This window comes from Curtobacterium sp. MCBD17_032 (assembly GCF_003234855.1).
Taxonomy (GTDB): Bacteria; Actinomycetota; Actinomycetes; order Actinomycetales; family Microbacteriaceae; genus Curtobacterium.
Genome location: NZ_QKTO01000002.1, coordinates 27617 through 48930, shown reverse-complemented (window position 1 = coordinate 48930; position 21314 = coordinate 27617). Strand labels below are relative to the sequence as shown.

General features: G+C 68.0%; 14 protein-coding genes and 1 tRNA gene. 10 read left to right on the top strand and 5 right to left on the bottom strand.

The features are described from left to right. Window positions 1-24 precede the first annotated feature (24 nt). The 3 genes from dcd to DEI91_RS03320 all read left to right on the top strand — a co-directional run bounded on the left by dcd (window position 25) and on the right by DEI91_RS03320 (window position 4358). The gene (gene dcd / locus DEI91_RS03330; RefSeq protein WP_111050925.1) at window positions 25-612 is read left to right on the top strand and encodes a dCTP deaminase; all 588 of its coding nucleotides are present in this window, start codon (window positions 25-27) and stop codon (window positions 610-612) included. 106 nt (window positions 613-718) lie between these two features. After that, window positions 719-2683, top strand: a complete 1965-nt coding sequence (locus tag DEI91_RS03325) for an ATP-dependent endonuclease (RefSeq protein ID WP_111050924.1) — start codon at window positions 719-721, stop codon at window positions 2681-2683. Next, a complete protein-coding gene (locus DEI91_RS03320; RefSeq protein WP_111050923.1) occupies window positions 2640-4358 on the top strand; it encodes a UvrD-helicase domain-containing protein in 1719 nt (572 codons plus the stop codon). The genes DEI91_RS03325 and DEI91_RS03320 overlap by 44 nt, the downstream gene beginning before the upstream one ends. Before the next feature lie 438 nt (window positions 4359-4796). Here DEI91_RS03320 and DEI91_RS16445 read toward each other — a convergent pair whose 3' ends face one another. The 3 genes from DEI91_RS16445 to DEI91_RS03310 form a co-directional block, all read right to left on the bottom strand. Beyond that, window positions 4797-5648 carry a DUF6602 domain-containing protein gene (locus DEI91_RS16445; protein WP_146244187.1) on the bottom strand — a complete coding sequence of 284 codons (852 nt, stop codon included), beginning with the start codon at window positions 5646-5648 and terminating at the stop codon, window positions 4797-4799. Window positions 5649-5914: 266 nt separating this feature from the next. Then, window positions 5915-6250, bottom strand: coding sequence for a hypothetical protein (locus tag DEI91_RS03315; protein ID WP_110890645.1), 336 nt, complete (start codon window positions 6248-6250; stop codon window positions 5915-5917). 1 nt (window position 6251) lies between these two features. Beyond that, window positions 6252-7325, bottom strand: a complete 1074-nt coding sequence (locus DEI91_RS03310) for a DUF6177 family protein (RefSeq protein WP_111050922.1) — start codon at window positions 7323-7325, stop codon at window positions 6252-6254. A 216-nt stretch (window positions 7326-7541) separates the two neighbouring features. Between DEI91_RS03310 and DEI91_RS03305 the strand changes: the two genes are divergently transcribed. The 3 genes from DEI91_RS03305 (at window position 7542) to DEI91_RS03295 (ending at window position 9549) form a co-directional block, all read left to right on the top strand. Beyond that, window positions 7542-7615, top strand: a tRNA-Gly gene (locus DEI91_RS03305). 129 nt (window positions 7616-7744) lie between these two features. Then, complete coding sequence (locus DEI91_RS03300) at window positions 7745-8230, top strand: hypothetical protein (protein WP_146244186.1); 486 nt, start codon at window positions 7745-7747, stop codon at window positions 8228-8230. Window positions 8231-8442: 212 nt separating this feature from the next. Beyond that, window positions 8443-9549 carry an FAD-dependent oxidoreductase gene (locus DEI91_RS03295; RefSeq protein WP_111050920.1) on the top strand — a complete coding sequence of 369 codons (1107 nt, stop codon included), beginning with the start codon at window positions 8443-8445 and terminating at the stop codon, window positions 9547-9549. A 26-nt stretch (window positions 9550-9575) separates the two neighbouring features. Here the strand turns inward: DEI91_RS03295 and DEI91_RS03290 are convergent, their stop codons facing one another. Beyond that, a complete protein-coding gene (locus DEI91_RS03290; protein ID WP_111050919.1) occupies window positions 9576-10418 on the bottom strand; it encodes a formate/nitrite transporter family protein in 843 nt (280 codons plus the stop codon). Between the two features lie 116 nt (window positions 10419-10534). On the opposite strand from DEI91_RS03290, the gene DEI91_RS03285 reads away from it, so the two are divergent. After that, window positions 10535-11263: an NYN domain-containing protein gene (locus DEI91_RS03285; protein ID WP_111050918.1), complete on the top strand. Its 729-nt coding sequence runs from the start codon at window positions 10535-10537 to the stop codon at window positions 11261-11263. 120 nt (window positions 11264-11383) lie between these two features. Then, window positions 11384-12493, top strand: a complete 1110-nt coding sequence (locus DEI91_RS03280) for a glycerate kinase (RefSeq protein WP_111050917.1) — start codon at window positions 11384-11386, stop codon at window positions 12491-12493. Window positions 12494-12719: 226 nt separating this feature from the next. Here the strand turns inward: DEI91_RS03280 and DEI91_RS03275 are convergent, their stop codons facing one another. Continuing rightward, entirely contained in the window at window positions 12720-18662 is a 5943-nt protein-coding gene (locus DEI91_RS03275; protein ID WP_181439456.1) for a GH92 family glycosyl hydrolase, read from the bottom strand. Between the two features lie 167 nt (window positions 18663-18829). Between DEI91_RS03275 and DEI91_RS03270 the strand changes: the two genes are divergently transcribed. Together DEI91_RS03270 and DEI91_RS03265 are read left to right on the top strand one after the other, a co-directional pair. Beyond that, entirely contained in the window at window positions 18830-19828 is a 999-nt protein-coding gene (locus DEI91_RS03270) for a LacI family DNA-binding transcriptional regulator (RefSeq protein WP_220038039.1), read from the top strand. A 222-nt stretch (window positions 19829-20050) separates the two neighbouring features. Beyond that, the gene (locus DEI91_RS03265; protein WP_111050916.1) at window positions 20051-21097 is read left to right on the top strand and encodes an NAD(P)-dependent alcohol dehydrogenase; all 1047 of its coding nucleotides are present in this window, start codon (window positions 20051-20053) and stop codon (window positions 21095-21097) included. Window positions 21098-21314 lie beyond the last annotated feature (217 nt).

The window sequence follows — 21314 nt, the reverse complement described above, 5'->3', positions numbered from 1 at the left end:
CGGGCCGACCACTAGGCTTCCAGCGTGCTGCTCTCCGACCGCGACATCGCCGCCCAGCTCGACCAGGGCCGGATCGGCCTCGACCCGTACGACGCCTCGCTCGTGCAGCCGTCGAGCATCGACGTGCGGCTCGACAAGTACTTCCGGCTGTTCGACAACCACAAGTACCCCCACATCGACCCTGCCGAGGACCAGCCCGAGCTCACCCGCCTGGTCGAGACCGACCCGGACGAGGCGTTCGTCCTGCACCCGGGTGAGTTCGTGCTCGGGTCGACCTTCGAGGTGGTCTCGCTGCCGGACGACATCGCCGCACGACTCGAGGGCAAGAGCTCGCTCGGCCGTCTGGGGCTCCTCACGCACTCGACGGCGGGCTTCATCGACCCGGGGTTCTCCGGACACGTGACCCTCGAGCTCTCGAACGTGGCGACGCTGCCCATCAAGCTGTGGCCCGGCATGAAGATCGGGCAGCTCTGCTTCTTCCAGCTGTCGAGCCCGGCCGAGAAGCCGTACGGATCCGCCGAGTACCAGTCGCGGTACCAGGGACAGCGCGGGCCGACTCCGTCCCGGTCGGCTCTGAACTTCCACCGCGCGGACGTCTCGGCGCGCCCTTAGTTCGCACTACACAACTCTCCGCGGGATCTTCCTTCCGGCTGCGCTCTGACAGCCATATGCTGAGCAAGATTCGGAACAGCCGAGTCGACTTGGGGAGGGCCCGGCAATGCAAGTCCGCACGCTGCGTGTAAGAAACTTTCGAGGCGCCCGACAGGGCCATGTTGACTTTTCCGGCGATGCGCTATTAGTTGGCGGGAATGCGGCAGGCAAGTCGACGATCTGCGAAGCTCTGGACCTCGCTCTGGGCGCGGAGAGACTCATGCGCCGACCGCCAATCGACGAACACGATTTCTACGCCTCCGCATACTTGGATGACGACGGGGTACCAACCGAGATCGAGGTACATGTAGTTCTGACGAATCTCAGCCCGGAAGCGGAGCGTAGGTTCGCGAACCATTTGCGTAAGTGGAATCCGGAAACCTCAGAATTCGCCGACGAGACCGCAGACGCCGACGGAGGACTAACAGACGAGCAACTAACAAGCCTCCCGTGGGCACTTCCCGTCCTCTTTGTCGGTCGCTACAACCTGGACGAGGACGACTTCGAAGGAGCAACGTTCTTCTCACATCCCATCCGCCCCGGGCGTGAGGATGAATTGGGCGGTGGCCGTCGGTCGTTCACGCGCGAAGACAAACGCTATTGTGGATTTCTGTATCTTCGACCCAATCGCACCGGCCGGAAAGCCCTGAGCTTCGAGCGCGGCTCGCTCCTCGACACGATATTCCGGCTCGAAGACAGTAGTCAGCTTTCCCTCTGGGAAACCCTACGAGCTTCACTCTCCGCGATCGAGGTCGCAGACGAATCTAAACTCGGAGGAATAGTAAAATCGGTGCACGAGCGTCTAGCAAATTTTGTCGCTTTAACGCCCGGCAACGCCGCCGTTACTGCCCGCGCCTCAGATTTAACTCGTGCGAACATTAGAGAGACCATGCGACTCTTCATGGCCACCGCACCCGGGGACATTCCAGTGCCATTCGATCGACTCAGCACTGGCACGTTGAACCTGATCGTCTTTGGACTACTGACTTACATCGCCGAACTGCGCGGCAATGAATCCGTTATCTTCGCACTTGAAGAGCCCGAGATAGCTATTCCCCCGCACTCTCAGAGACGTCTCGTCGATTTTGTGAAACGCCGCATGGGGCAAGCTATTATCACTTCCCACTCTCCGTACGTGATCGAGCGCTTCGACCCTGATCAGATTCTCGTACTGACTCGTGATACCGGCGGACACCTACTGGGCAGTTCAATCGCCCTACCCCCCGATTTCAAAGAGAAACGTTATCGCGAGAATCGTCGACAGTTCGCCGAAGCGATCCTAGCCGCAGGCGTCCTCGTAGTCGAAGGTTCCACCGAAGCCTCGGTCTTTCCAGTTGTTGCAGATGTGATGGACGCTGATCCATCTGAGGATTTTGTACATCCGGACCTACTCGGCCTTTCGATACTCGATGCCAACAACGACGTCTCCGTACCGCTCTATGCACCCGTCTTCAAGGGCATGGGTAAGCGCGTTTACGGAATCCACGATAGGCCGACAGAGCCGCTGAGCGAAGACCTGATGACGAAGACCGAACAATTCGACGAATACCAGGAAATCGACCAATCAGGAGTCGAGGATCTCCTCATCGCAGAGCTTCCGACCGAGGTAAAGCTGAGGTTCCTGTTGAAAGCGCAGGAATTCGCCGACTACCCGTCGGGCTCAGCTTTGGACGCCGACAGCACAGCTTCAACGGTAGACAAGACCCTGCGAAAGGTCTTGAAGAGCCGCAAGGGGGCGAACTATGGGTACGCGGCTCGACTGGTGAGTGAAGCTACGAAAGTCAGTGAGTTGCCTCAGTCGTATGTTGAGTTGCTGCGTCTCATTCACCAGGACCTCACTCAGGCAGGCAACGGAGCGCAGATTGAATTCGCACGTGACGCCAGTTCTGATAACCGGAACGTTGATGACCCCACCGTCGATGACCGAGAACAACAAATCTCTCGGACGCCGGATGTTGCGTCGCGCAGTTCCGTAGAGCGCCCTGATAGTGGCGCACCTGATGCCGATGCCGATGCCGATGCCGATGCTTGACCTTGATGAAAGCCGCGAGCGAATCCTTGCCTCCGACGGCCACATCGTAATTCAAGGTGGGCCTGGATGCGGCAAGACCACCATTGCGCTACTCAAGGCTAGCAATAGCGCTTCGCTCCTGCCCCTAGAATCGTATGTTTTGTTCCTCAGCTTCTCTCGCGCGGCGGTCCGACAAGTGCAGGATCGGATGAAGGATCTCGTGATTGACGACGTTGCCGCCCATCTCGAGATCCGAACATTCCACTCGATCTTCATCGAAATCGTCCTAGCTCATGCGCGCCTGATCAACGGTAAGGAGCCTCGCATTGTCTGGCCGGACGAGGAAAAGCGCGAGCAATCTATATGGGGCAAAGATTGGCCGTCGCGGATAGGACTACTACGGCAGGACGGAACGCTTTTTTTCTCAGATCTTGCCGCCACTGTCGCAACCATATTCGAACGGTTTCCCGGCATCGCCGCGTTATACAGCGCCAGATACCCCTTCGTGTTCGTTGACGAGTTTCAAGACACAGATGAGGGGCAGTGGCGCGTGATCCTGGCTCTCAGTAAGGCGAGTACCGTCGTTTGTTTAGCTGATCCCGACCAGCGGATATTTGACTATATTCCCGGCGTGGATGAAAGCCGTCTTCCCCTCGCCATCGATGCACTAGGAGCCGAAGTCTTCGACTTAGGTGGCGACAACCACCGAAGCCCTAACAGCCAAATCCTGCACTTTGCAAACTCCGTTTTGAAGAATCTTCCTTGTGCGTATTCGGACGACGTCAAGGAAGTGCTTTACTACAGCGGTACGCCGGACGCGTCGATTCACCTCCAAGTTCAACAACTGTTGAACTCCGGAAATGAAACAGTGGCGGTGCTTACAAGAACGAACTCTGGTGCAGTTTCTGCCTCAGACGCCATTGCAAGTTTGCGTACTGTAAGCAACACGCTAACCCTGCCGCCAATCGAGCACCAGCTGTACTGGGATCCAGCCCTCGCCGCAGCTGCAGGACTGGTGGTGGCTTCGATATTAGAGTGGCCACTCCTTGAGCGTGCCACGGGAATCGACGCTACATTGCGGCTGGTGGGTGACTATTTCCGCATCAAAGCAGCCGGTGGCAATTTGGGGGCGGCAAAAACTGTTCCCAAGGTTGAAAGAGCTCGGGACGCGATCGCGAGTGGGAGACGTCCTCGCTCCGGGCTGGGATCCCGCCTCTGGGAAAACTACTCATTCGTCACGGCGTATGGTGGTGTCGCAACAGTCGACTGGCAAGTAGCGCTTGCTCAGTTGATCGGCGCGGCAGAGTTGTTGGAGGTTCAGCGACAGGCCCGCTTAGTGAAATTACTCAAAGCCACCGACGCGCTCTCTTGGATTCTTGCTGAAGTCTGGGATGGAGAGCGGGGCTATCGCCGTGCAGCAGAAACGCTAGCGGAGACTTTCGCCGATGATGTCGTTTCCGACTCGGACCCCAATCAATCTGCCGTTAGTGTCATGACAATGCACAAGTCGAAGGGAAAGGAGTTCGACGCCACTATCATCGTGGAGGGCAGGTATTCCAGGCCCCTCGTCAAGATCGGGGATAAGGACGAGAGCGCAGATCGTCGCCTGCTTCGAGTGGCAATTACACGGGCGAAGCGGCAAGTCATTTTCGTTCGCCCCGCAGGCACCCCCTCCTTCGTGCCCGACTCACTCTAAGTCCAGCAACGTGCGGCATGGCGGGCCTGTCCACAACGCCGAACCTACTCGGAAGCGCTCAAGCCAGACGCGGCGATGGTGCTTGGCCTCAACAGGGGGACCACCACAGCAGGTTCTCCACAGGGTGACTGGTCCCACTCGTAAGGCTTTGGCACCCATGAGACCATCTGATCATGGAACGTTCGTGGGATTTTGGTGACGTCAACTGTTTTTGCCTTGAGCGCATGGACGCACACGGCGATCATTTAGTTTGCCTCAACTGTGGATTTATTCTGCTGCCCGAAGCGGTAGAGCAATATGTTGATCGTGTTTTCTACACGCATCACCCGCGACGTTAGCTCAGCCTACGCGATCTCGAAACGCCGATCGTGCCGCTGGACCCAAGGAGCCTTTCCATGTCCGGTGTGCCTCACACTATCTGGCAATATCCGAGATAACCTAGTTGCGTGCTTCTCGAATCCAGTCTAATTCTTCACGAGACGTCGGAACCAGGTATGGAATAGCAATGGATGTATGTCGCCGAACACGAGTAACATTTGTGTTCAACCAAAGAAAGAGGTCCGTGAGCGGTCTACCAGGATGAACGAGCCCCCACCCTTCGACGTCGCTGCCATCCGATTCGAGCAAATGGATACTGCCACCGTCCATTACGAACATAGCCGTCATGCGCCTGTCGAGGACCACGAGCATATCTAATGAAGGCAGCCTTCTCCCTGAATCTGTTGCACCAGCTGGCAGGAGGGGAGCATCCGCAAGTCGCTTTAGGATTGACTCGGTACTGATGTCGCTTTCGATTGCGATAGCGAAGTACGGTAGTGACATCACGTATCTATCGATATCTACTGGATTACCGTATACCTCGTCACCCTGCAGCGGCCGGGGCCGTATCTGACGTATCTGTTGGCCTTTCGTAAGAATGTCTTGCAGCGAAGCGCTGTTCAGTTTGGACTTAACTTCCCCTACCGCCGATACCCCCTCAGCTAAATAAAGACCAGAGGCGTCGATCGGGTACGCAAATGGCTGGTCGCTATTTGACACGACGACATCGAGTTGTGGACTGCGGTGACCGAATTGATCGATGACCTCCCCAGTCCCTACGTCGAAGACCCGCTGGAGGTGCCCACGTAGGAATGTTCTAACAGCCCCTTCAACCACATCCCCTTTGATTCCACGATGGTCGAAACTTGCACGCGCTTCGTCCAAGGCAAGACGCAGTTTTTGCTCGTTCACGTCGAATAGTGCGCCAAGTCGTTCCCTTTGGCTTAAAGCGTCAGCGCTCTGCCTAGTCATACGCTGATCCTTTCATGTCGGAGGGTGGGGAGGGTGACCGTGCTTCCTCTTCACTTCGCTTGAACGGGAGATCGTTGAGTGGAAACGCTCAGGCAGCGTCTCGTACATCATGAGGGGCGTGCTAGTCCCGGACAAGGGCGGGCTCTGCGGAACGAGGAACGGCAGGCACTCGGCCGACCGTCGCTCGGGTCAAATCCGTTTGTTTGGATAGCCGCCGCCGGGAGAGTTTCGGCCCCTCTATCGGTGAGTTGCTGGTATTCGGGTCGTCAGTCCCCGTGCACGATGCACACCGCATCGAGGTCGAGCGACGCCTCGAGGGCCGCGGTGACCCCGGCCTCACCGTCTGCGCCGAGCGGTGTGACGGTGTCGACCCACCACAGCGGGACGGACATCGCCGGGGCGTCCGGCAGGAGTCGGGTGACCTCGTCCAGGGAATCCACCCGACGGACCCCGAGCACCGTGATCACCGGGTGCGTCGCGTCACGGCAGACCTGCGTCATCGGGCCGTCGTCGAGTGCACGGACGCCCCAGGAGTCGTCGTGCAGGAGCAGGGCTTCGGCCACGTCGCGGACCTCGACCGGGCCGCGACACAGCAGGGTCACCTCACGCGGCACCCTGCGACCCCTGCCCGCCGTGCTGCATGGCGTGCGCCCCGAGTGCACCGTCGTCGTGGGCCGGGTCCAGCGGAGCCCCGCCGACGAGCTGCAGGAAGCGGTCCTCGTCGATGCGGTCGAGGAACGACTCGAGTGCGGTCCAGCCGTCCTCGAAGCGGACGACGAGGCCTTCGCCGACCTCGCCGGCGAAGGTCTCGGTCGTGGTGCGGACCGGCGGCCATTCGCCGCGGCGGTCGAGGAATCGGGTGGCCTCGGGGCCGACGATCACCGCGAGCGGCTCCGGCTCGCCGTACGAGACCGCGCGGACCAGGTGGTCGGCGTCCCCGCGGCGCTGCATGACGACGCCGAACACCGGCTCGACGTCGCTCGCGACCCGGCGCACGGCGTCCAGCAGGCGGCCGGCGAGACCGGGGTCGGTGCCACCCTCGGGCACCGTGAGCACCGCGGACATCGTCTCGACGACGACCCCGTCGGTCAGGTGCGCCGTCATCGTGGCGGAGATGCCGTCGCCGACGGCGTAGGACGTGCTGATGCCCGGCGACTCGTGCTTCGCGTACTGCGTGACGACCCAACGGTCCCAGGCAGAGGTGAGCGGCTCGGAGGTACCCCACCGTGTCGGGCAGGTGTCGACGGCGGCGCAGAGTGCCTCGATCGCGGAACCGATGTCCACCGACCGCTCGTCGTGGTGGCGGAGGGTGAGGTCGATGCTGATCTGCCGGACCGAGCCCAGGGCATCCCGGTGCTCCGGTGACGGGTCGCCGAGCAGTTCCGGTCCGTGCTCCGCGAAGTCCTCGATGCCGGCGGCGCGCACGCCGGTCCGCGCGTCGCGGAGTTCGCCGTCGGACCCCCGGACCGCCCATGCGGCACCGTGGGTGCCGAGCGCGTGCCGGAGGGCGGGGGTGAGCGCAGCCTCCGGGCCGGTCCGCAGGACCACCGTGCGCCCGGAGGCGGACGCACGACGCAGCAGCGAGTCGAAGGACTCGGTGAGCCACACCACCGGGGCGCTCGAATCCACGACGATGGCCGGTCCGACGACATCGTCGATGAGGGGATGCCTGACCATCCGGTTCCTCCTCGGGTCGGTCGTGCTGGACGCGTTCGATCTCCCTGGACGGTACACACGGCGTCCCGGAGTGTCCGTCGGGAACGGCGGCTCACAGCGGAGAGACAGGGGCAGACGGGAGGCCCGGATCGCGCCCGCCCCGCGGCTCGCGGGAGCGCTCGGCTGGCATCCAGCGGATCATCCGCTAGGCTGGTGCGGTCCCGTTCGACGGGATGCGCGAGTGTAGTTCAATGGTAGAACTCCAGCTTCCCAAGCTGGTAGCGCGGGTTCGATTCCCGTCACTCGCTCCAGTTCTCCCTCACGGTCTCCCTGGCCCCGATCCTCCTGCGAGTCGGCCGGGTGCCCGCCCCGTGATCGCTGTCATGCGGTCGCATGAGTACCGCGTCTGTGGCACGGTCAGGGGGGCTCGGAGGGTGCGCGTGCAGGAACAACGACGGACGATCGTCATCACCGCGGTGGTCACCGCCGCGGTCTTCCTCGGATCGTTCGGGGTGCAGCAGGTGTTCGCGAACGAGTCGGTGTACGGCACGTGCAACCTGATCACCTCGAGCTGCAGGGACGTCCCGTTGGACACGCTCGAGCTCGTCGCCGGCTACCGCTGGACGGCGTCGTCCACCGACGTGGTCGAGTCCTCCGCGAACCTCCGCGACGCGTTCAACACGGTCGAGCGCGTCACGGGCGTCATCGAGTTCCAGGGCGGCAGCGAGGGCGTGAGTCTCGGTGAGGGCTCGTCATGGCCAGCACACGACGAGCCCGCACGGAGTCCTGCGGACGGAGTGGCCACGCTGAAGCGGCTCGGGGCGACCCACATCGAGACGATGCGCAACCGCGACCACCTGGTCGTCCTGCGCGGGACGACCGGGCATTCGCAGCTCGTGTACGTGGACGGCATCGTCGACGAGTGATCGCCGAAGGGCGCTCAGGCGCTGCGAGGACGCAGTGCCAGGCTGCTCGAAGCCGACGTCGCGGGCTGTCCCGGACCAGCTCCGATCGACCGGTGGTCTCCGACCCGGGTCCGGTCACGCCGCCCGGGGACACCGGCGATGCGGACAGACTCCCGATCGGACGGCGGGCGCTCCGGAAGGTCTCGGGGCGATGTGAGCCCTAGCCTGATCGCATGGCCGTCCACGTACCTGGCTCCCCGGACCACGTCGTCATCGGCGGCGGTGTCGTCGGTGCGGCCACAGCCCGGACGCTCGCCTCCCGCGGCGAGCGCGTCCTGCTCGTGGAACAACACGACCGCGGGCACGAGCACGGCTCCTCACACGGAGCGACGCGGATCTTCCGGATGGGCTACACCGAGCCGGACTACGTCACCCTCACGCAGCGCGCCTGGGACGCCTGGGCAGCGCTCGAAGCAGCGTCCGGTCGGACCCTGCTCGACCGCACCGGGGCCGTCGACCACGGTCGGCCCGAGGTCATCGACGCGATCGCGCACGCACTCGAGCGTGCTGGCGTTCCGTTCGAACGGCTCGACCTCGACGAGGCCGCGGCTCGCTGGCCGGGACTGGCGTTCGAGGGTCATGTGCTCGCGCACGGCACCGCCGGCCGGATCCGGTCTGCCGAGACGGTCGAGGCGTTGCTCGACCTGGCCGCGTCCGACGGAGCGGCCCTCCGCTTCGGGGTCCGGGTGACGGGGCTGGACGACCACGGCGACACCGTGACCGTCCACCTCGACGACGGCACTGCGGTGACGACACCGAGCGTCGTGGCGGCCGTCGGTTCCTGGGCGCCCACGCTGGTCGGCGAGTTGTTCGCCGGACGTGGGGCGGGCCTCCCGGCCATCCGCGTGACGCAGGAGCAGCCCGCCCACTTCCCCAGCCACCTGCCGGACGAGGCGTGGCCGTCCTTCGTCCACTACCCGCTCGACGGCGGGGACGTGTACGGCCTGCTGACGCCGGGCGAGGGCGTGAAGGTCGGGTTCCACGGCATCGGACCGGTGGTCGACCCGGACGCTCGCGACCGGACACCGGTCGCCGCCGAGGTCGAGCGGCTGCAGGCGTACGTGGCCCGGTTCGTCCCGGGCGTCGATGCCTCGGCTCCCGCGCTGATCAGCTGCCTGTACGACAACTCGCCGAGCGACGACTTCGTGATGGACCGCCGCGGACCGCTGACCGTCGCGACCGGGTTCTCCGGGCATGGGTTCAAGTTCGCGCCGGTGCTCGGGGAGATGCTCGCGGACCTGGCGACCGGTGGGGTGCCGCACCCGCGGTTCGCGCTCTGAGCCGTCTGCTCGGGTACCGCCGTGCGTCAGCTCTGCTCGTGGTCCGCGCGCTCCGGGTCGTCCTGGGAGTCGTGGCGCCGGTCCTGCATGAGCTCCTTCGTGCGGAGCAGCCGGAGCGCCGTCACGAGCACCAGGCCGCCGAGGACGTTGAACAGCAGCGTGTAGCCGAACCACCCGAGCCATTGCCCGTAGGTGATGTCCTCCCCGGCCTGGATCGCCCCGAACACCATCAACGAGTCCAGGATCGAGTGGAAGAGCTGGAGGCCGGCGAGCAGGAACCCGCCCGCGACGGCGGCCACGAGCTTCGCCGGGACCGAGTCCGTGCCCTGCTGCATGCGCGTCATCAGGGTGATGGTGCTGCCGCCGAGGACGGCGAGCACGATGCTCTGCAGGCCGAACGGCGCGTCGATGAAGTGTCGGGCCGACTCCGCCAGGGTGACGTGCCACTGCGGGAACGCCTGCACGACGAGCCACATGAAGACCCAGCCGCCCGCCAGGTTCGCCAGGAGGGTGCCGCCCCAGAGCCTCACGAGCTGCATCACGGTCCCCTCACGGGCGACCACGGCGGCGACCGGCATGAGGAAGTTCTCGGTGAAGAGCTCGCTGTGTGCCAGGTGCAGGGCGATGAAGCCGATGCCGAACGCGAGTCCGGCGAGCAGGTGACTGTCGGTCTCGGTGAGGACCGCCAGGTACGCCATGACGCCGAGGCCGACCTCGAGGCCGCCGAAGAAGCCCGTGATGAGGACGGCGCGGGTCGTCCGCTGGAGCCGTTCGGCGCCCTCCTCGATGGTCGCGTCGAAGGACTCGGCGAGTTCGTCCTCCACGGGGGCGTCGGTGGAGCCGAGTTCGCGGCGTCGGTCGTCGGTCATGACGGCAACGGTAGGCGGAGGGTGATGTGCGCGGTGCCGAGGGGTACGCGGATCATCACATGCACGGTTCTCCACAAGTCCCCTGGCGAGCTCGTGTGGGCAACTACCGTTCGGGGATGCGGGTGGGACTCTACGTCGACGGCTTCAACCTCTACTACGGCGGTAGGGGCCTCTGCGGACGCGCTTCAACCGGGTGGAGGTGGCTCGACCTCCGCTCCTTCGGTGAACGGCTCGTGGCCCGATCTGGATGGCGCGGTGCGGTTCTGGAGCGCGTGGTCTTCTGCACAGCGCGTATCAGCGGTGTCGGGAACGTCAGCGGGCAGCGTGATCAAGACACCTACCTCAGGGCCCTTGCTGCGGCGCGGAGCGTCGACGAGCTTGCTTTCGGGAACTTCGTGACCCGCGTGACAGCAGCGCCACTCGCCGTTCCGGACCGCCGTGGCCGCCCGACACTCGCCCGCTCGGACTGGCCCGTACAAGTGAAGGACGCAGACGGGGCGGACGTCCCAGGCGCATCGTTCATCGTGTCGGTCGCCCGGCGTGAGGAGAAGGGGTCGGACGTCAACGTTGCCTCCCACCTCCTCATCGACGTGCTCGACGGGCGCGTCGACGCCGCCATCGTCGTCAGCAACGACAGCGATCTGGCCTTCCCGGTGGCGCATGCCCGGACCCTCGTTCAGGTCGGCATGGTCAACCCGACCCCGGGCCCGACGGCCGGACGGCTGCGTGGGGACTCCGCCGCCGGTGTCGGTGGGCACTGGTGGTACACCTTGCGGCCGGAGGACTTCAGGGATGTCCAACTGCCAGAAGAGGTCGGGCGGCTTTGGCGCCCTACCGGTTGGTGACACTCGTGATGTGTGTCATACTGGAGCCACCCACCCGGCGCCTCTGGCGCCGGGTCTTCCTTTTCTCCACCGTGCGCCCCAGCGCGAGATCGGGCCCCTCGGCGCCGGTAGCGTGTCGCCATGCGCGTCGTCATCGCACCGGACTCCTTCAAGGGCACCGCGTCCGCGGCTGACATCGCCGAGGCCGTCGCGGCGGGCTGGCGGACCGAACGTCCCGACGACGAACTCGTCCTCCTGCCGATGGCCGACGGCGGGGAGGGCACGATCGACGCCTTCGCCGCCGCCGTTCCCGGGAGTGAGCGCGTGCCGGTGCGGGTGACCGGGCCGGACGACCGTCCCGTCGAGTCCTCCTGGCTCCGGCTGCCGGACGGCCGCGCGGTCGTCGAACTCGCGGCGACGAGCGGGCTCGGTCTGCTCGACGAGCCGGAGCCCGACTCCGCGCACACGACCGGCTTCGGGCAGGCGGTGGCGGCCGCGCTCGACGCCGGGGCGACCGGCCTCCTGCTCGGCATCGGAGGCAGCGCCTCGACGGACGGCGGGGTCGGGGGGCTCCGGGCGCTCGGACTCGGGATCGCGCTGGACGACAGCGCCGACGCCGACGCCACGAACGCCACCGGCGGCACCCTGCTCGACCACGTGGCCGCGGTCGACCGCACGTCGCTGCGACCGCTCCCCCCGCTCGGCGTCACCGTCCTCAGCGACGTGACGTCACCGTTGCTCGGTCCTGCAGGCGCAGCCGCCGTGTTCGGCCCGCAGAAGGGCGTGACCCCCGACCGCGTTCCCGTGCACGAGACACGTCTCGCCCGCTGGGCAGCGCACTTCCCCGAGGTCGACCCGGCGACACCGGGTGCCGGGTCCGCCGGTGGGACGGGATTCGGTCTCCTCGCGTGGGGCGCACGTGTCGGGAGCGGCGCGGGAGCGGTCGCGGAGGCGCTCGGCCTCGCGGACGCCGTGGCTGCCGCCGACCTCGTGGTGACCGGCGAGGGGCGTTTCGACGGGCAGACCGCGGCCGGCAAGACCCCGACGGTGGTCACGGCGATCGCGGCCGCTGCCGGGACGCCGGTCGCGCTCGTCGCGGGTGACGTCGCTGCCCGCCTGGACGGGTTCTCGATCGCGGCCTCGCTCACGGTCATCGCCACGCAGACCACGGGCGAGCCCGACGATGCACTCCGCGACCCGCTGCGCTTCGCGCGCATCGCCGGCGAGCGGATGGCGCGCGCCCAGGGCTGACCACGACGCAGTCGGACATGCCGGCGCCCGGCCGACGCCCGCGCTCGCCCGCGCCCGCGCTCACGTCCGGGTGAGCGAGCAGCCGCAGCACGAGCGGAGGGACCACGGGTCAGGAGCTGACCCCGAGCGCGACAGCGAGCGACGGCCACGACGCGCGCGACGCGCGCACAGACGGACGGGAGGCCCGGTACCAGCTGGCACCGGGCCTCCCGTCCGTCATCCGCCGCTACCCGAGCCGGCTCCGACGGCGCCGCACGACCGCGACGGTCGCGGTGATCCCGGCGCCGAGCAGCACGAGCGCTCCGGCGACGAGGCCCCAGCGGGCCGGGTCGACGTCGGACCCGGTGGAGGCCAGGCCACCCCAGCGGCCGGGCTCGGCGGGTGCGCGTCCGGCGTCCGCTGCGGGCCGGGCGAGGACCCGGAACGCGGCGCTCACCGTGACCGCCGACGTCGCACCGCGCGCCTGCACCTCGTGGGCACCGGGCCGTGCTGCCGACGGGACCGTGAAGGTGCCGCTGAGCACGCCGTCGGCGTTCGCGGTCACCGTGCCGAGCGCGAGGGGCGTGCTGTGCAGGGTGAGGGTGACGCGCTCGTTCGGTGCGAAGCCGCTGCCGGAGTAGCCGACGACGGTGCCCTCGGTGCCGGCCTCGGCGAGGAGCCGGAACTCCGGCGCCCACGAACCGTGGCCGCCGCCGTGCCCCGGACTGCCGTTGCCGGAGCCGCCGCCGTTGCCGGAGCCGCCGCCGTTGCCGCCCCCGTTCCCGGAGCCGCCGCCGTTCCCGCCGCCGTTGCCCCCGCCGTTGCCGGGGACGACCACCTGGAAGGCCACGGTCGCCAGGGTCTCCGACCGGTCACCGATCGCCGAGACGCTGTGGCTGCCCGGACGGCCCGGAGCCGTGACGTCGAAGGCGACCGATCCATCGGCTGCGACGACCGCGGTGGTGCCGACGGACTCCCCGTCGACGCTGACCGTGACCGTCTCCCCCGCGGCGAACCCGGCACCCGTGACGTGCACGGCGGCCCGCGGACGGACCCCCGACCCGGCCGAGGTGGTGAGCGTCGGCGTCCACACCGGCGCCGCCGCGATCTCGACCGGGGTCCGCACGCTCGCGCTGCCGGTGCCGTCGTCGACCGTGACCACGGCGTCTCGGCTGCCCGCCGTCGCGTAGGTGTGCGCACCGGTCACGGTCGCGATGCCGTCGGCGACCGTCACCGTCGCGGTCTCGAGCGGTGACCCGTCACCCCAGTTCACGGTCGCGGTCGTCGTCCCGGTCCCGATCGTGCCGCCGGTGGCGGTCGCGAGCGTGCCCGAGACCTCCTCGCCGGCGGTCCCGCTCAGGCGTGCGCCGGCCGTGGCCGCGAGCGCCGTGGTGGGCACCCGGGTGCCGTTCGTCGCGATCGCGAAGACGTGGATCCGTCCTGCGCTCGACGGCGAGCCGGTCTGGGTCGGCAGGGTGATCGACACGGCCTGCTTGCCGGCGGGCACGGTGGTGACCGGGGTCGCGAAGACACCCGCCGCCACTCCGTCGCTGCCGTTCAGCCCGACGGTGCGGTGGTCGCTCGTCGCGACGACCGTGTTCCCGAAGCGCGGCGCCGCGAGCGAGGCCGTCCAGTCGCCGAACTCGATCGGCAGGTCGGCGGTGGTGCCGTCCGAGTACCGGATCGTGCCGACGGTCTGCTGCGCCCGCTCGTTGGCGGTGCCGATGACGGCGAGCTCGGTGATGTCCGTGCCCGTCGGGACCGGGATGGTCTGGCCGTTCCCGGTCGCGTTGTCCGGCTCGCCGGGGTCCACGGCGGGCAGGTCGAACGTCAGGTCGGTCCCCGGCACGGTGTTCGTCGCGCCCTGGACGAACCCGTCGGCGGCGAGCGCCGAGCGGGAGAACCCGCGGCCGCCGAAGTCGCAGTTCGCGGCCTGGCCCGGGTCACCGATGCAGACGTTGTCGAACGCGCCCTGGAGGCTCGGTGCGGTCCGCGAGACCGTCACCGGGACGTCGGTGCTCGCCATCTCCGTGCCGGAGCGGACGACGACGTGGACGGTGTGCTCGCCGGCCGTCGTGAACGTGTGCTCGCCGGGCACTTCCCAGGCACCGAGCGCCGACTTCGTCGGCGTCACCTGCTGGGGTTCCGACCCGTCCTGCCAGTCGACCGTCACCGTGTAGTCGGACGCCTCCGTGCCCGGCCCGGTGATCGCGGCGAGGTCGCCCGTGAACGACTGCCCGACCTCCGCGGTGAGCCCGGGCGTCGGTTCGACGGCGAACGCACTGGTGGTCTTGCTGCTGTCGGCGAGGAGTTCGACCTCCCCGATCGACGGCGCCTTCCCCGTGCTCGTCCCGGTGACCGACAGGCGGTACCAGGTCAGCGCCGCCGGCTGGGCGATCGTGGTCGGGCGGGTCTGGAGCGGTGCGTCGAAGGTGCTCTTCGCGACCGTCGACAGCGGTACCCAGGTGGTGCCGTCACTCGATCCCTCGAGCTTCCACGAGGTCGGCTGTGCGCCGCTCGCCGCGGTGGTGACCGTGTACTGGTCGACGGTCACCGGACCCTGCGAGGACTTCCACGTGATCGCCGGGGTGGCGCTCGAGAAGGTCGTCGCGGTGAGGGACTCGTCGTCGGTGAGGGCACCGACGACGGTGTCGTCGTCACTCGTCGTGACGCCGAACCCGGGGGTGGTGGCGTCGACGAGCGGCTTCGGTGCGACGGCCGGGGCGTCGAGCCCCTCGGCACCCTGCGTCTTGCCGGCGCCCCAGTTCGACGGCGTCGACCCCATGCGGAAGTCGAGCGTGCCGCCCTTCGCGATGGCGGACTGCGCGATGACCGCACGGTCCAGGGGCTTCCCGTCGAACGAGGCCGACTGCACGTAGACGTCCTGCGCGCTGTTGCCCGCCGCGTTCACGCGCAGGTCACCACCGGGCAGGTGCACGGTCGCCTGCGAGAAGAGCGGCGACCCGATCGTGTACTGGCCGGAGCCCTGGGCGAGCGGGTACAGGCCGAGCGCGGAGAACACGAACCACGACGACATCTCGCCGTTGTCCTCGTCACCGGTGTAGCCCTGCCCGATGTCGCTGCCGACGAACAGCCGGCGCATGCTCTCGCGGACGACCTGCTGCGTGAGCGAGGGGTCACCCGCGGCTGCCGCGATGTAGGGGATGTGGTGCGAGACCTGGTTGCTCATGCCGAGCTGGCCCATCCGGACCGAGCGCGCCTCGAGCATCTCGTGGATCTGTCCGCCGTAGGAGCCGACGTTCTCGGCCGTCTCCGGGGTGGCGTAGAACTCCTTGAGCTTCGCGATGAGCTGCTCGTCCCCGCCGTACAGGCCGGCGAGGCCCTGCACGTCGAACGGGGCGTGGAACGCGAAGTTCCAGCCGTCGGTCTCGGTGAAGGCGCCGCCCCACTCGGCCGGGTCGAACTCGTCCGCCGGGACCTCGAAGGACCCGTCGGCGTTCCGACCCTGGAAGAACTGGGCCTCCGCGTCGAACAGGTTGACGTAGTCCTCCGCCCGGTCGTCGAGGTAGGCGGCCGCGGCTTCGAGTTCCTCGACGCGGTCGGCCGGCGTGGCCGGGTCCTCCGCCAACGCCGCGGCCATCTTCGCCAGGCCGAAGTCGTTGATGGTGCCCTCGAGACCCCACGAGACGCTCTCGTGGAACGAGTCCGGCACGTAGCCGAGGAAGGCGGACTGGTCGAGCGCCTTGCGTCCGGCGCCGGAGACGTCGGTCGAGACGGTCGTTGCGTTCTTGTACCCGGCGTCGAAGGCCTCGAGCGCGGTCTTCGTGTCCACCGCACCGTCGAGGTACGCGGTCGCGAAGGCGACGTCGGAGCTCGTGCCGGTCATCAGGTCGGCGTAGCCCGGCGAGGACCAGCGCGGCGTCCATCCGCCGTCGCGGTACTGCTGGACGAACCCGTCGACGAGCTCCTGCGCGACGTCCGGGTAGAGCATCGAGTAGAGCGGCCAGACCGTGCGGTAGGTGTCCCAGAAGCCGTTGTTCACGTAGACCTTGCCGGCCTTCACGACGGCGTTCGTCGTGGTGGCGGTCGCCGCACCCTTCGGGGCGACGTTCGGGCTGGCGTGCTCCCAGACGGGTGCCCCGGCGGTGCCGGTGTTCTCGTGCTGCGAGTTCGGGTAGAGGTTCATCCGGTAGAGCGAGCCGTAGAGCGCCTGGAGCTGCGTGTCGCTCGCGGCGGACTGCGGCACGGTGACGACACCGAGCCGCTCGTTCCACTGGGCGGCGGCGGCCTGCTGGACCTGCTCGAACGACTTGCCGGAGAGCTCGAGGTCGGCGTTGTGCCGCGCCTGGTCGAGGGAGATGAACGAGGTGGCGAGGCGGAGCTCTACGACGTGGTCGCCGGTCAGCCCGGAGAACGAGGCGTAGCGGGCGCTGCTGCGGTCGCCCGCGGCGGTGCCGGTGCCGGACGGGTCCGTGTCGAACCGACCGGCGAAGAACATCCGCGTGGCTCCGACGGACAGGCCGGAGCCGCCCTCGGTCCACCCGGTCACGGTGCCGTCGTCGCCCATCGTGATCGAGGTGCGCTCGTCGGAGCCGACGTTGTCGAGGACGACGCTGCCGCTGCTCGCCGGGAAGGCGAACCGGAGCACGGCGCCGTGGTCGCTCGGGGTGACCTCGGCCACCGTCCCGGACGTGGTCTTCACGGAGTACAGGTCCGGTCGGGCGACCTCGTCGGCGTGGTCGAACGCGAGTCCACGGGAATCGAGGGAGGCGTTCGGCGTCGTGCCCGACGTCGACGGCATGATCGCGAGCTGGTTGCGGTCACCCATCCACGGGCTCGGCTCGTGGGAGATGCCGATGCCCTGGAGGCGCGGCAGGTTGTCGGCGTCGTTGTCGGACTGCCACGAGTACTCCCACGACTGGCTCGACGCGTCCGTCATCGGCGTCCAGAAGTTGAAGCCGTTCGGGACGGCCGCGGCGGGGATGTTGTTGCCCCGCGAGAAGCCGCCGGAGGAGTTCGTGCCGCGGCGGGTGTCGACGTAGTCCGTCAGGCTCGAGCCGTCGATGCGCTCGGCCGCCGGGTCGATGCGGATGTCGTCCACCCAGCCCTGGAACTTCGTCGACGCGCTGGTGCCCGCGGCGTCGTCGTCGTACGTGAACAGCACCTTGTCGACGGTCTTGCCGGCGAGTGCGCCGAGCGGGATCCGGATCGAGTTCCACTGGTCGACGAAGAAGACCTTGCCGGCACCGAGGGCCTCCGCCGAGACGCGGTTGCCGTTCTCATCGGTGACCTGCGGGTCCGCGGACACGAGCGAGCCGTCGCTGAGCTGCAGGTCGACCGCGGCGTAGGTCGCCGGGTAGGCGGTGTCCCCGTTCAGCTCGGGGAAGAGCTTGTAGCTGAGCTCGCTGTCCGCGGTGATCGGCATCGCGACGTCGTCGTAGAGGACGTTCGTGGCACTGGCCCCACCGGTGCCGACGTGGGCGCCCGCGTACCGGAGTGCCTTGGTCCCGCTGAAGCCGACGGTCGAGCGGATGTTCAGCCCGGACACCGGACCGCCGCCGACCTGCGTGACCATCGGGCTGGGCGGGGGCGGGGTGGTGGACCCGTCGGAGATGCTCCAGTCGGCGAGCTGCGTGATGCCGTCACCGCTGTTCTGCGTGATGCGGAGACGGTACCGGTCGTACGAGCCGGGCGTGGCCGCGGTGTACTCGTTCGTCTCCCCGCGACCGGCGAAGGTCTGCCCGGCCTGCGTGTCCACCGTGGTCCACGTCGTGCCGTCGGTGGAGCCCTCGAGCGTCCACGCCGCCGGGTCGCGGCCGGGGGCGTCGTTGGCGCTGGTGAGCGAGTACGCCCGGAGCGTCTCCGGCTGGTCGAGCCGGTACGTGATGACGCCGGTGTTCCGGAAGGCGAGCCACTTCGAGTCCGCGTTCCCGTCGGCCAGGGCGGCGGCGACCTCGTTCGGCGGGTTCTCGGCGTCGGCGGTGACGCTCGTGACGTGCCCGAGGAGGCTCCCGGGCGGCAGCGTCGACCCGGTGACGGTCGTCGACGGCGTGAGCGGGGTGTTCGCGAGCGGTGCCGGGTCACCCGCCTCGAACGAGGTGGTGAAGGGCCCGGACGCGGCCTGCGCCGGGACCGCCCCGAGGAGTGCGCCGGACGCGGCGAGCGCCGCCCCGAGCACGACGGCCGTGGCGCGGGTCCCGAACCCGCTCCGGCCGCTGATCTGCTGCATGGTCCGGCTGCGCCGGGAACCGAATGACGACATCGTCACCTTCCGTGGTTGGGGAGGAGTGACGCCGCGTCGACCATGACAGCGTTGTCACACCGGACGTTTCTAACGGTTCGGTGTGAGTCGTGTCAAGGAACACCCAGGAAACCGGACGACCGTACGATGACGAGGTGAGCACCGAGCGACCGACGCTGCGCGCCGTCGCCGAGCGCTCGGGCGTCAGCATGAAGACCGTGTCGCGCGTGGTGAACGGCGAGCGGTACGTGGCCGCCGACACCGCGGCCCGGGTCCTGACCGTTGCCGCCGAGCTCGGGTTCCGGCCGAACACGCTCGCCCGCGAGTTCCGTGCCGGCGCGCGGTCCGCCACCGTCGGACTCGTCACCGGCGACGTCGCGAACCCCTTCTACTCACGCATCGCGCGGGGCGCCGAGCGCGCGCTCCGAGAACCGGGGCTGAGCCTGCTCTCCACCTCGAACGACGAGGACGCCGACCGGGAGCGCACCCTCGTGGCGCAGCTCGTCGAACGCCGCGTCAGCGGCCTGCTCGTCGTGTCCGCCGACGACGACCACTCCCTGATCGCTCGTGAACGGACACTCGGCACGCCCGTGGTGTTCCTCGACCGCGCACCGGCGGACGTCGACGCCGACACGGTCGTCCTCGACAACGCCGGCGGCATCCGGACCGCGGTCGAGCACCTGCTCGAGCGTGGACACCGCCGCATCGGCCTGGTCGGTGACCTCAGCCGCCTGTCGACCCACCGCGAGCGCGTGCACGCCTTCGGCGACGCCATGCGGGCCGTCGGTGTGCCGGACTGGCAACGATGGGTCCGCAGCGACTCGCACGACCTCGACGAGGCTTCCCGCGCCGTCCGCGACCTGGTGGACGGCCAGGAGGCACCGACCGCGATCGTCACCACGAACAACCGCATCACGACCGGGGCACTCCGCGCGCTCGTCGACCGGACCGATCGACCGGCCCTCGTCGGGTTCGACGACTTCGACCTCGCGGACGTCCTCGGCATCACGGTCATCGCACACGAGCCGGATGCGATGGGGCGGGTCGGCGCCGAGGAGCTCCTCGCCCGCATCGCCGGCGACGACGGTCCCCCGCGCCACCACGTGCAGCCGGTGCGGCTGGTCGTCCGCGCGTCCAGCAGCACGGCCCGCTGACGGCCCCGGCTCCCTGACGGCTCCGGCCCGCTGACGGCACGGCTCCGGGACGACTCCGACCCGAGGGCCGCTCCAGCCCACCGGGACGGCTCCGGCCCGCTGACCCCGGGCACGAGGGGTGCTCCGTCCGTACCTGTCTCAGGTCGGGCGACGGGGGCAGGATCGACGGTGGGCCGCACCCGGCCCGCCATCCCCACCCCATCCCACCCCACGAGGAGACCCTTGCGCACCGTCAACGCGTACGCGGCACCGTCCGCGACCGAGCCGCTCGTCAAGACCACCATCGAGCGCCGCGACCTCCTGCCCGGCGACGTCATGATCGACATCGCCTACGCCGGCATCTGCCACTCCGACATCCACACCGTCCGCGGCGAGTGGGGCGGCATCGAGTACCCGCAGGTCGTCGGCCATGAGATCGTCGGTCACGTCACCGAGGTCGGTTCGGAGGTCACGAAGTACGCCGTCGGCGACCTCGTCGGTGTCGGCTGCATGGTGAACTCCTGCCGCGAGTGCGAGCAGTGCCTCGCCGGCCAGGAGCAGTACTGCCTGAAGGGCAACACCGGCACCTACGCCTCGGTCGACCGCGCCGACGGCACCATCACGCAGGGCGGCTACTCGCAGGCCGTCGTCGTCGACCAGGACTTCGTCCTCCGCGTCCCCGAGTCGCTCGACATCGAGCGGGTCGCGCCGCTGCTCTGCGCCGGCATCACCCTGTACTCGCCGCTCCGGCACTGGAACGCCGGACCGGGCATGCAGGTCGCGATCGTCGGCCTCGGCGGACTCGGCCACATGGGCGTGAAGATCGCCGCCGCCCTCGGCGCCGAGGTCACCGTCCTGTCGCAGACCACCTCCAAGAAGGAGGACTCGCTGAAGTTCGGCGCGAAGGCCCACCACGCGACGAAGGACCCGCAGACGTTCGAGGAGCTCCGCGGCTCGTTCGACCTCATCATCAACACCGTCTCGGCGAAGATCGACATGGCCGCACACCTGGGCCTGCTCAAGGTCGACGGCACGATGGTCAACGTCGGTGCGCCGTCCGAGCCGCTCGAGGTCCCCGCGTTCGCGCTGCTCCCGGGCCGCCGCAGCTGGGCGGGCTCGTCGATCGGCGGCATCCGCGAGACCCAGGAGATGCTCGACTTCTGCGCCGAGCACGGCATCCTGCCGGAGACCGAGCTCATCAGCGCCGACCAGGTGAACGAGGCATACGAGCGCGTCCTCAGCTCGGACGTCCGCTACCGCTTCGTCATCGACGCCGCGACGCTCGCCTGACGCCGCCGCCCCTCCCGTCCGGCGGTCGCCAGCCGGGGCGCGCCGGACGGGAGGCCCGCCACCAGCTGGTGACGGGCCTCCCGTCCGTCCCCCGTCCCGTGGCGATCCTGACCGGGACCTCCGTAAGACGCCCCGAAGGTCCACGGAACGCCGTCGATCGGGGCACACCGCGCCGAGCGGCTCGCATCCGAGCGCTGCACCGAGAGAGGGTGGGACC

Excerpts from the sequence above, each read along its gene's own strand:
- DEI91_RS03325 (WP_111050924.1), top strand. The coding sequence starts at position 719 with ATGCAAGTCCGCACGCTGCGTGTAAGAAACTTTCGAGGCGCCCGACAG.
- DEI91_RS16445 (WP_146244187.1), bottom strand. The coding sequence starts at position 5,648 with ATGACTAGGCAGAGCGCTGACGCTTTAAGCCAAAGGGAACGACTTGGC.
- DEI91_RS03310 (WP_111050922.1), bottom strand. The coding sequence starts at position 7,325 with ATGGTCAGGCATCCCCTCATCGACGATGTCGTCGGACCGGCCATCGTC.
- DEI91_RS03295 (WP_111050920.1), top strand. The coding sequence starts at position 8,443 with ATGGCCGTCCACGTACCTGGCTCCCCGGACCACGTCGTCATCGGCGGC.
- DEI91_RS03290 (WP_111050919.1), bottom strand. The coding sequence starts at position 10,418 with ATGACCGACGACCGACGCCGCGAACTCGGCTCCACCGACGCCCCCGTG.
- DEI91_RS03285 (WP_111050918.1), top strand. The coding sequence starts at position 10,535 with ATGCGGGTGGGACTCTACGTCGACGGCTTCAACCTCTACTACGGCGGT.
- DEI91_RS03280 (WP_111050917.1), top strand. The coding sequence starts at position 11,384 with ATGCGCGTCGTCATCGCACCGGACTCCTTCAAGGGCACCGCGTCCGCG.
- DEI91_RS03275 (WP_181439456.1), bottom strand. The coding sequence starts at position 18,662 with ATGCAGCAGATCAGCGGCCGGAGCGGGTTCGGGACCCGCGCCACGGCC.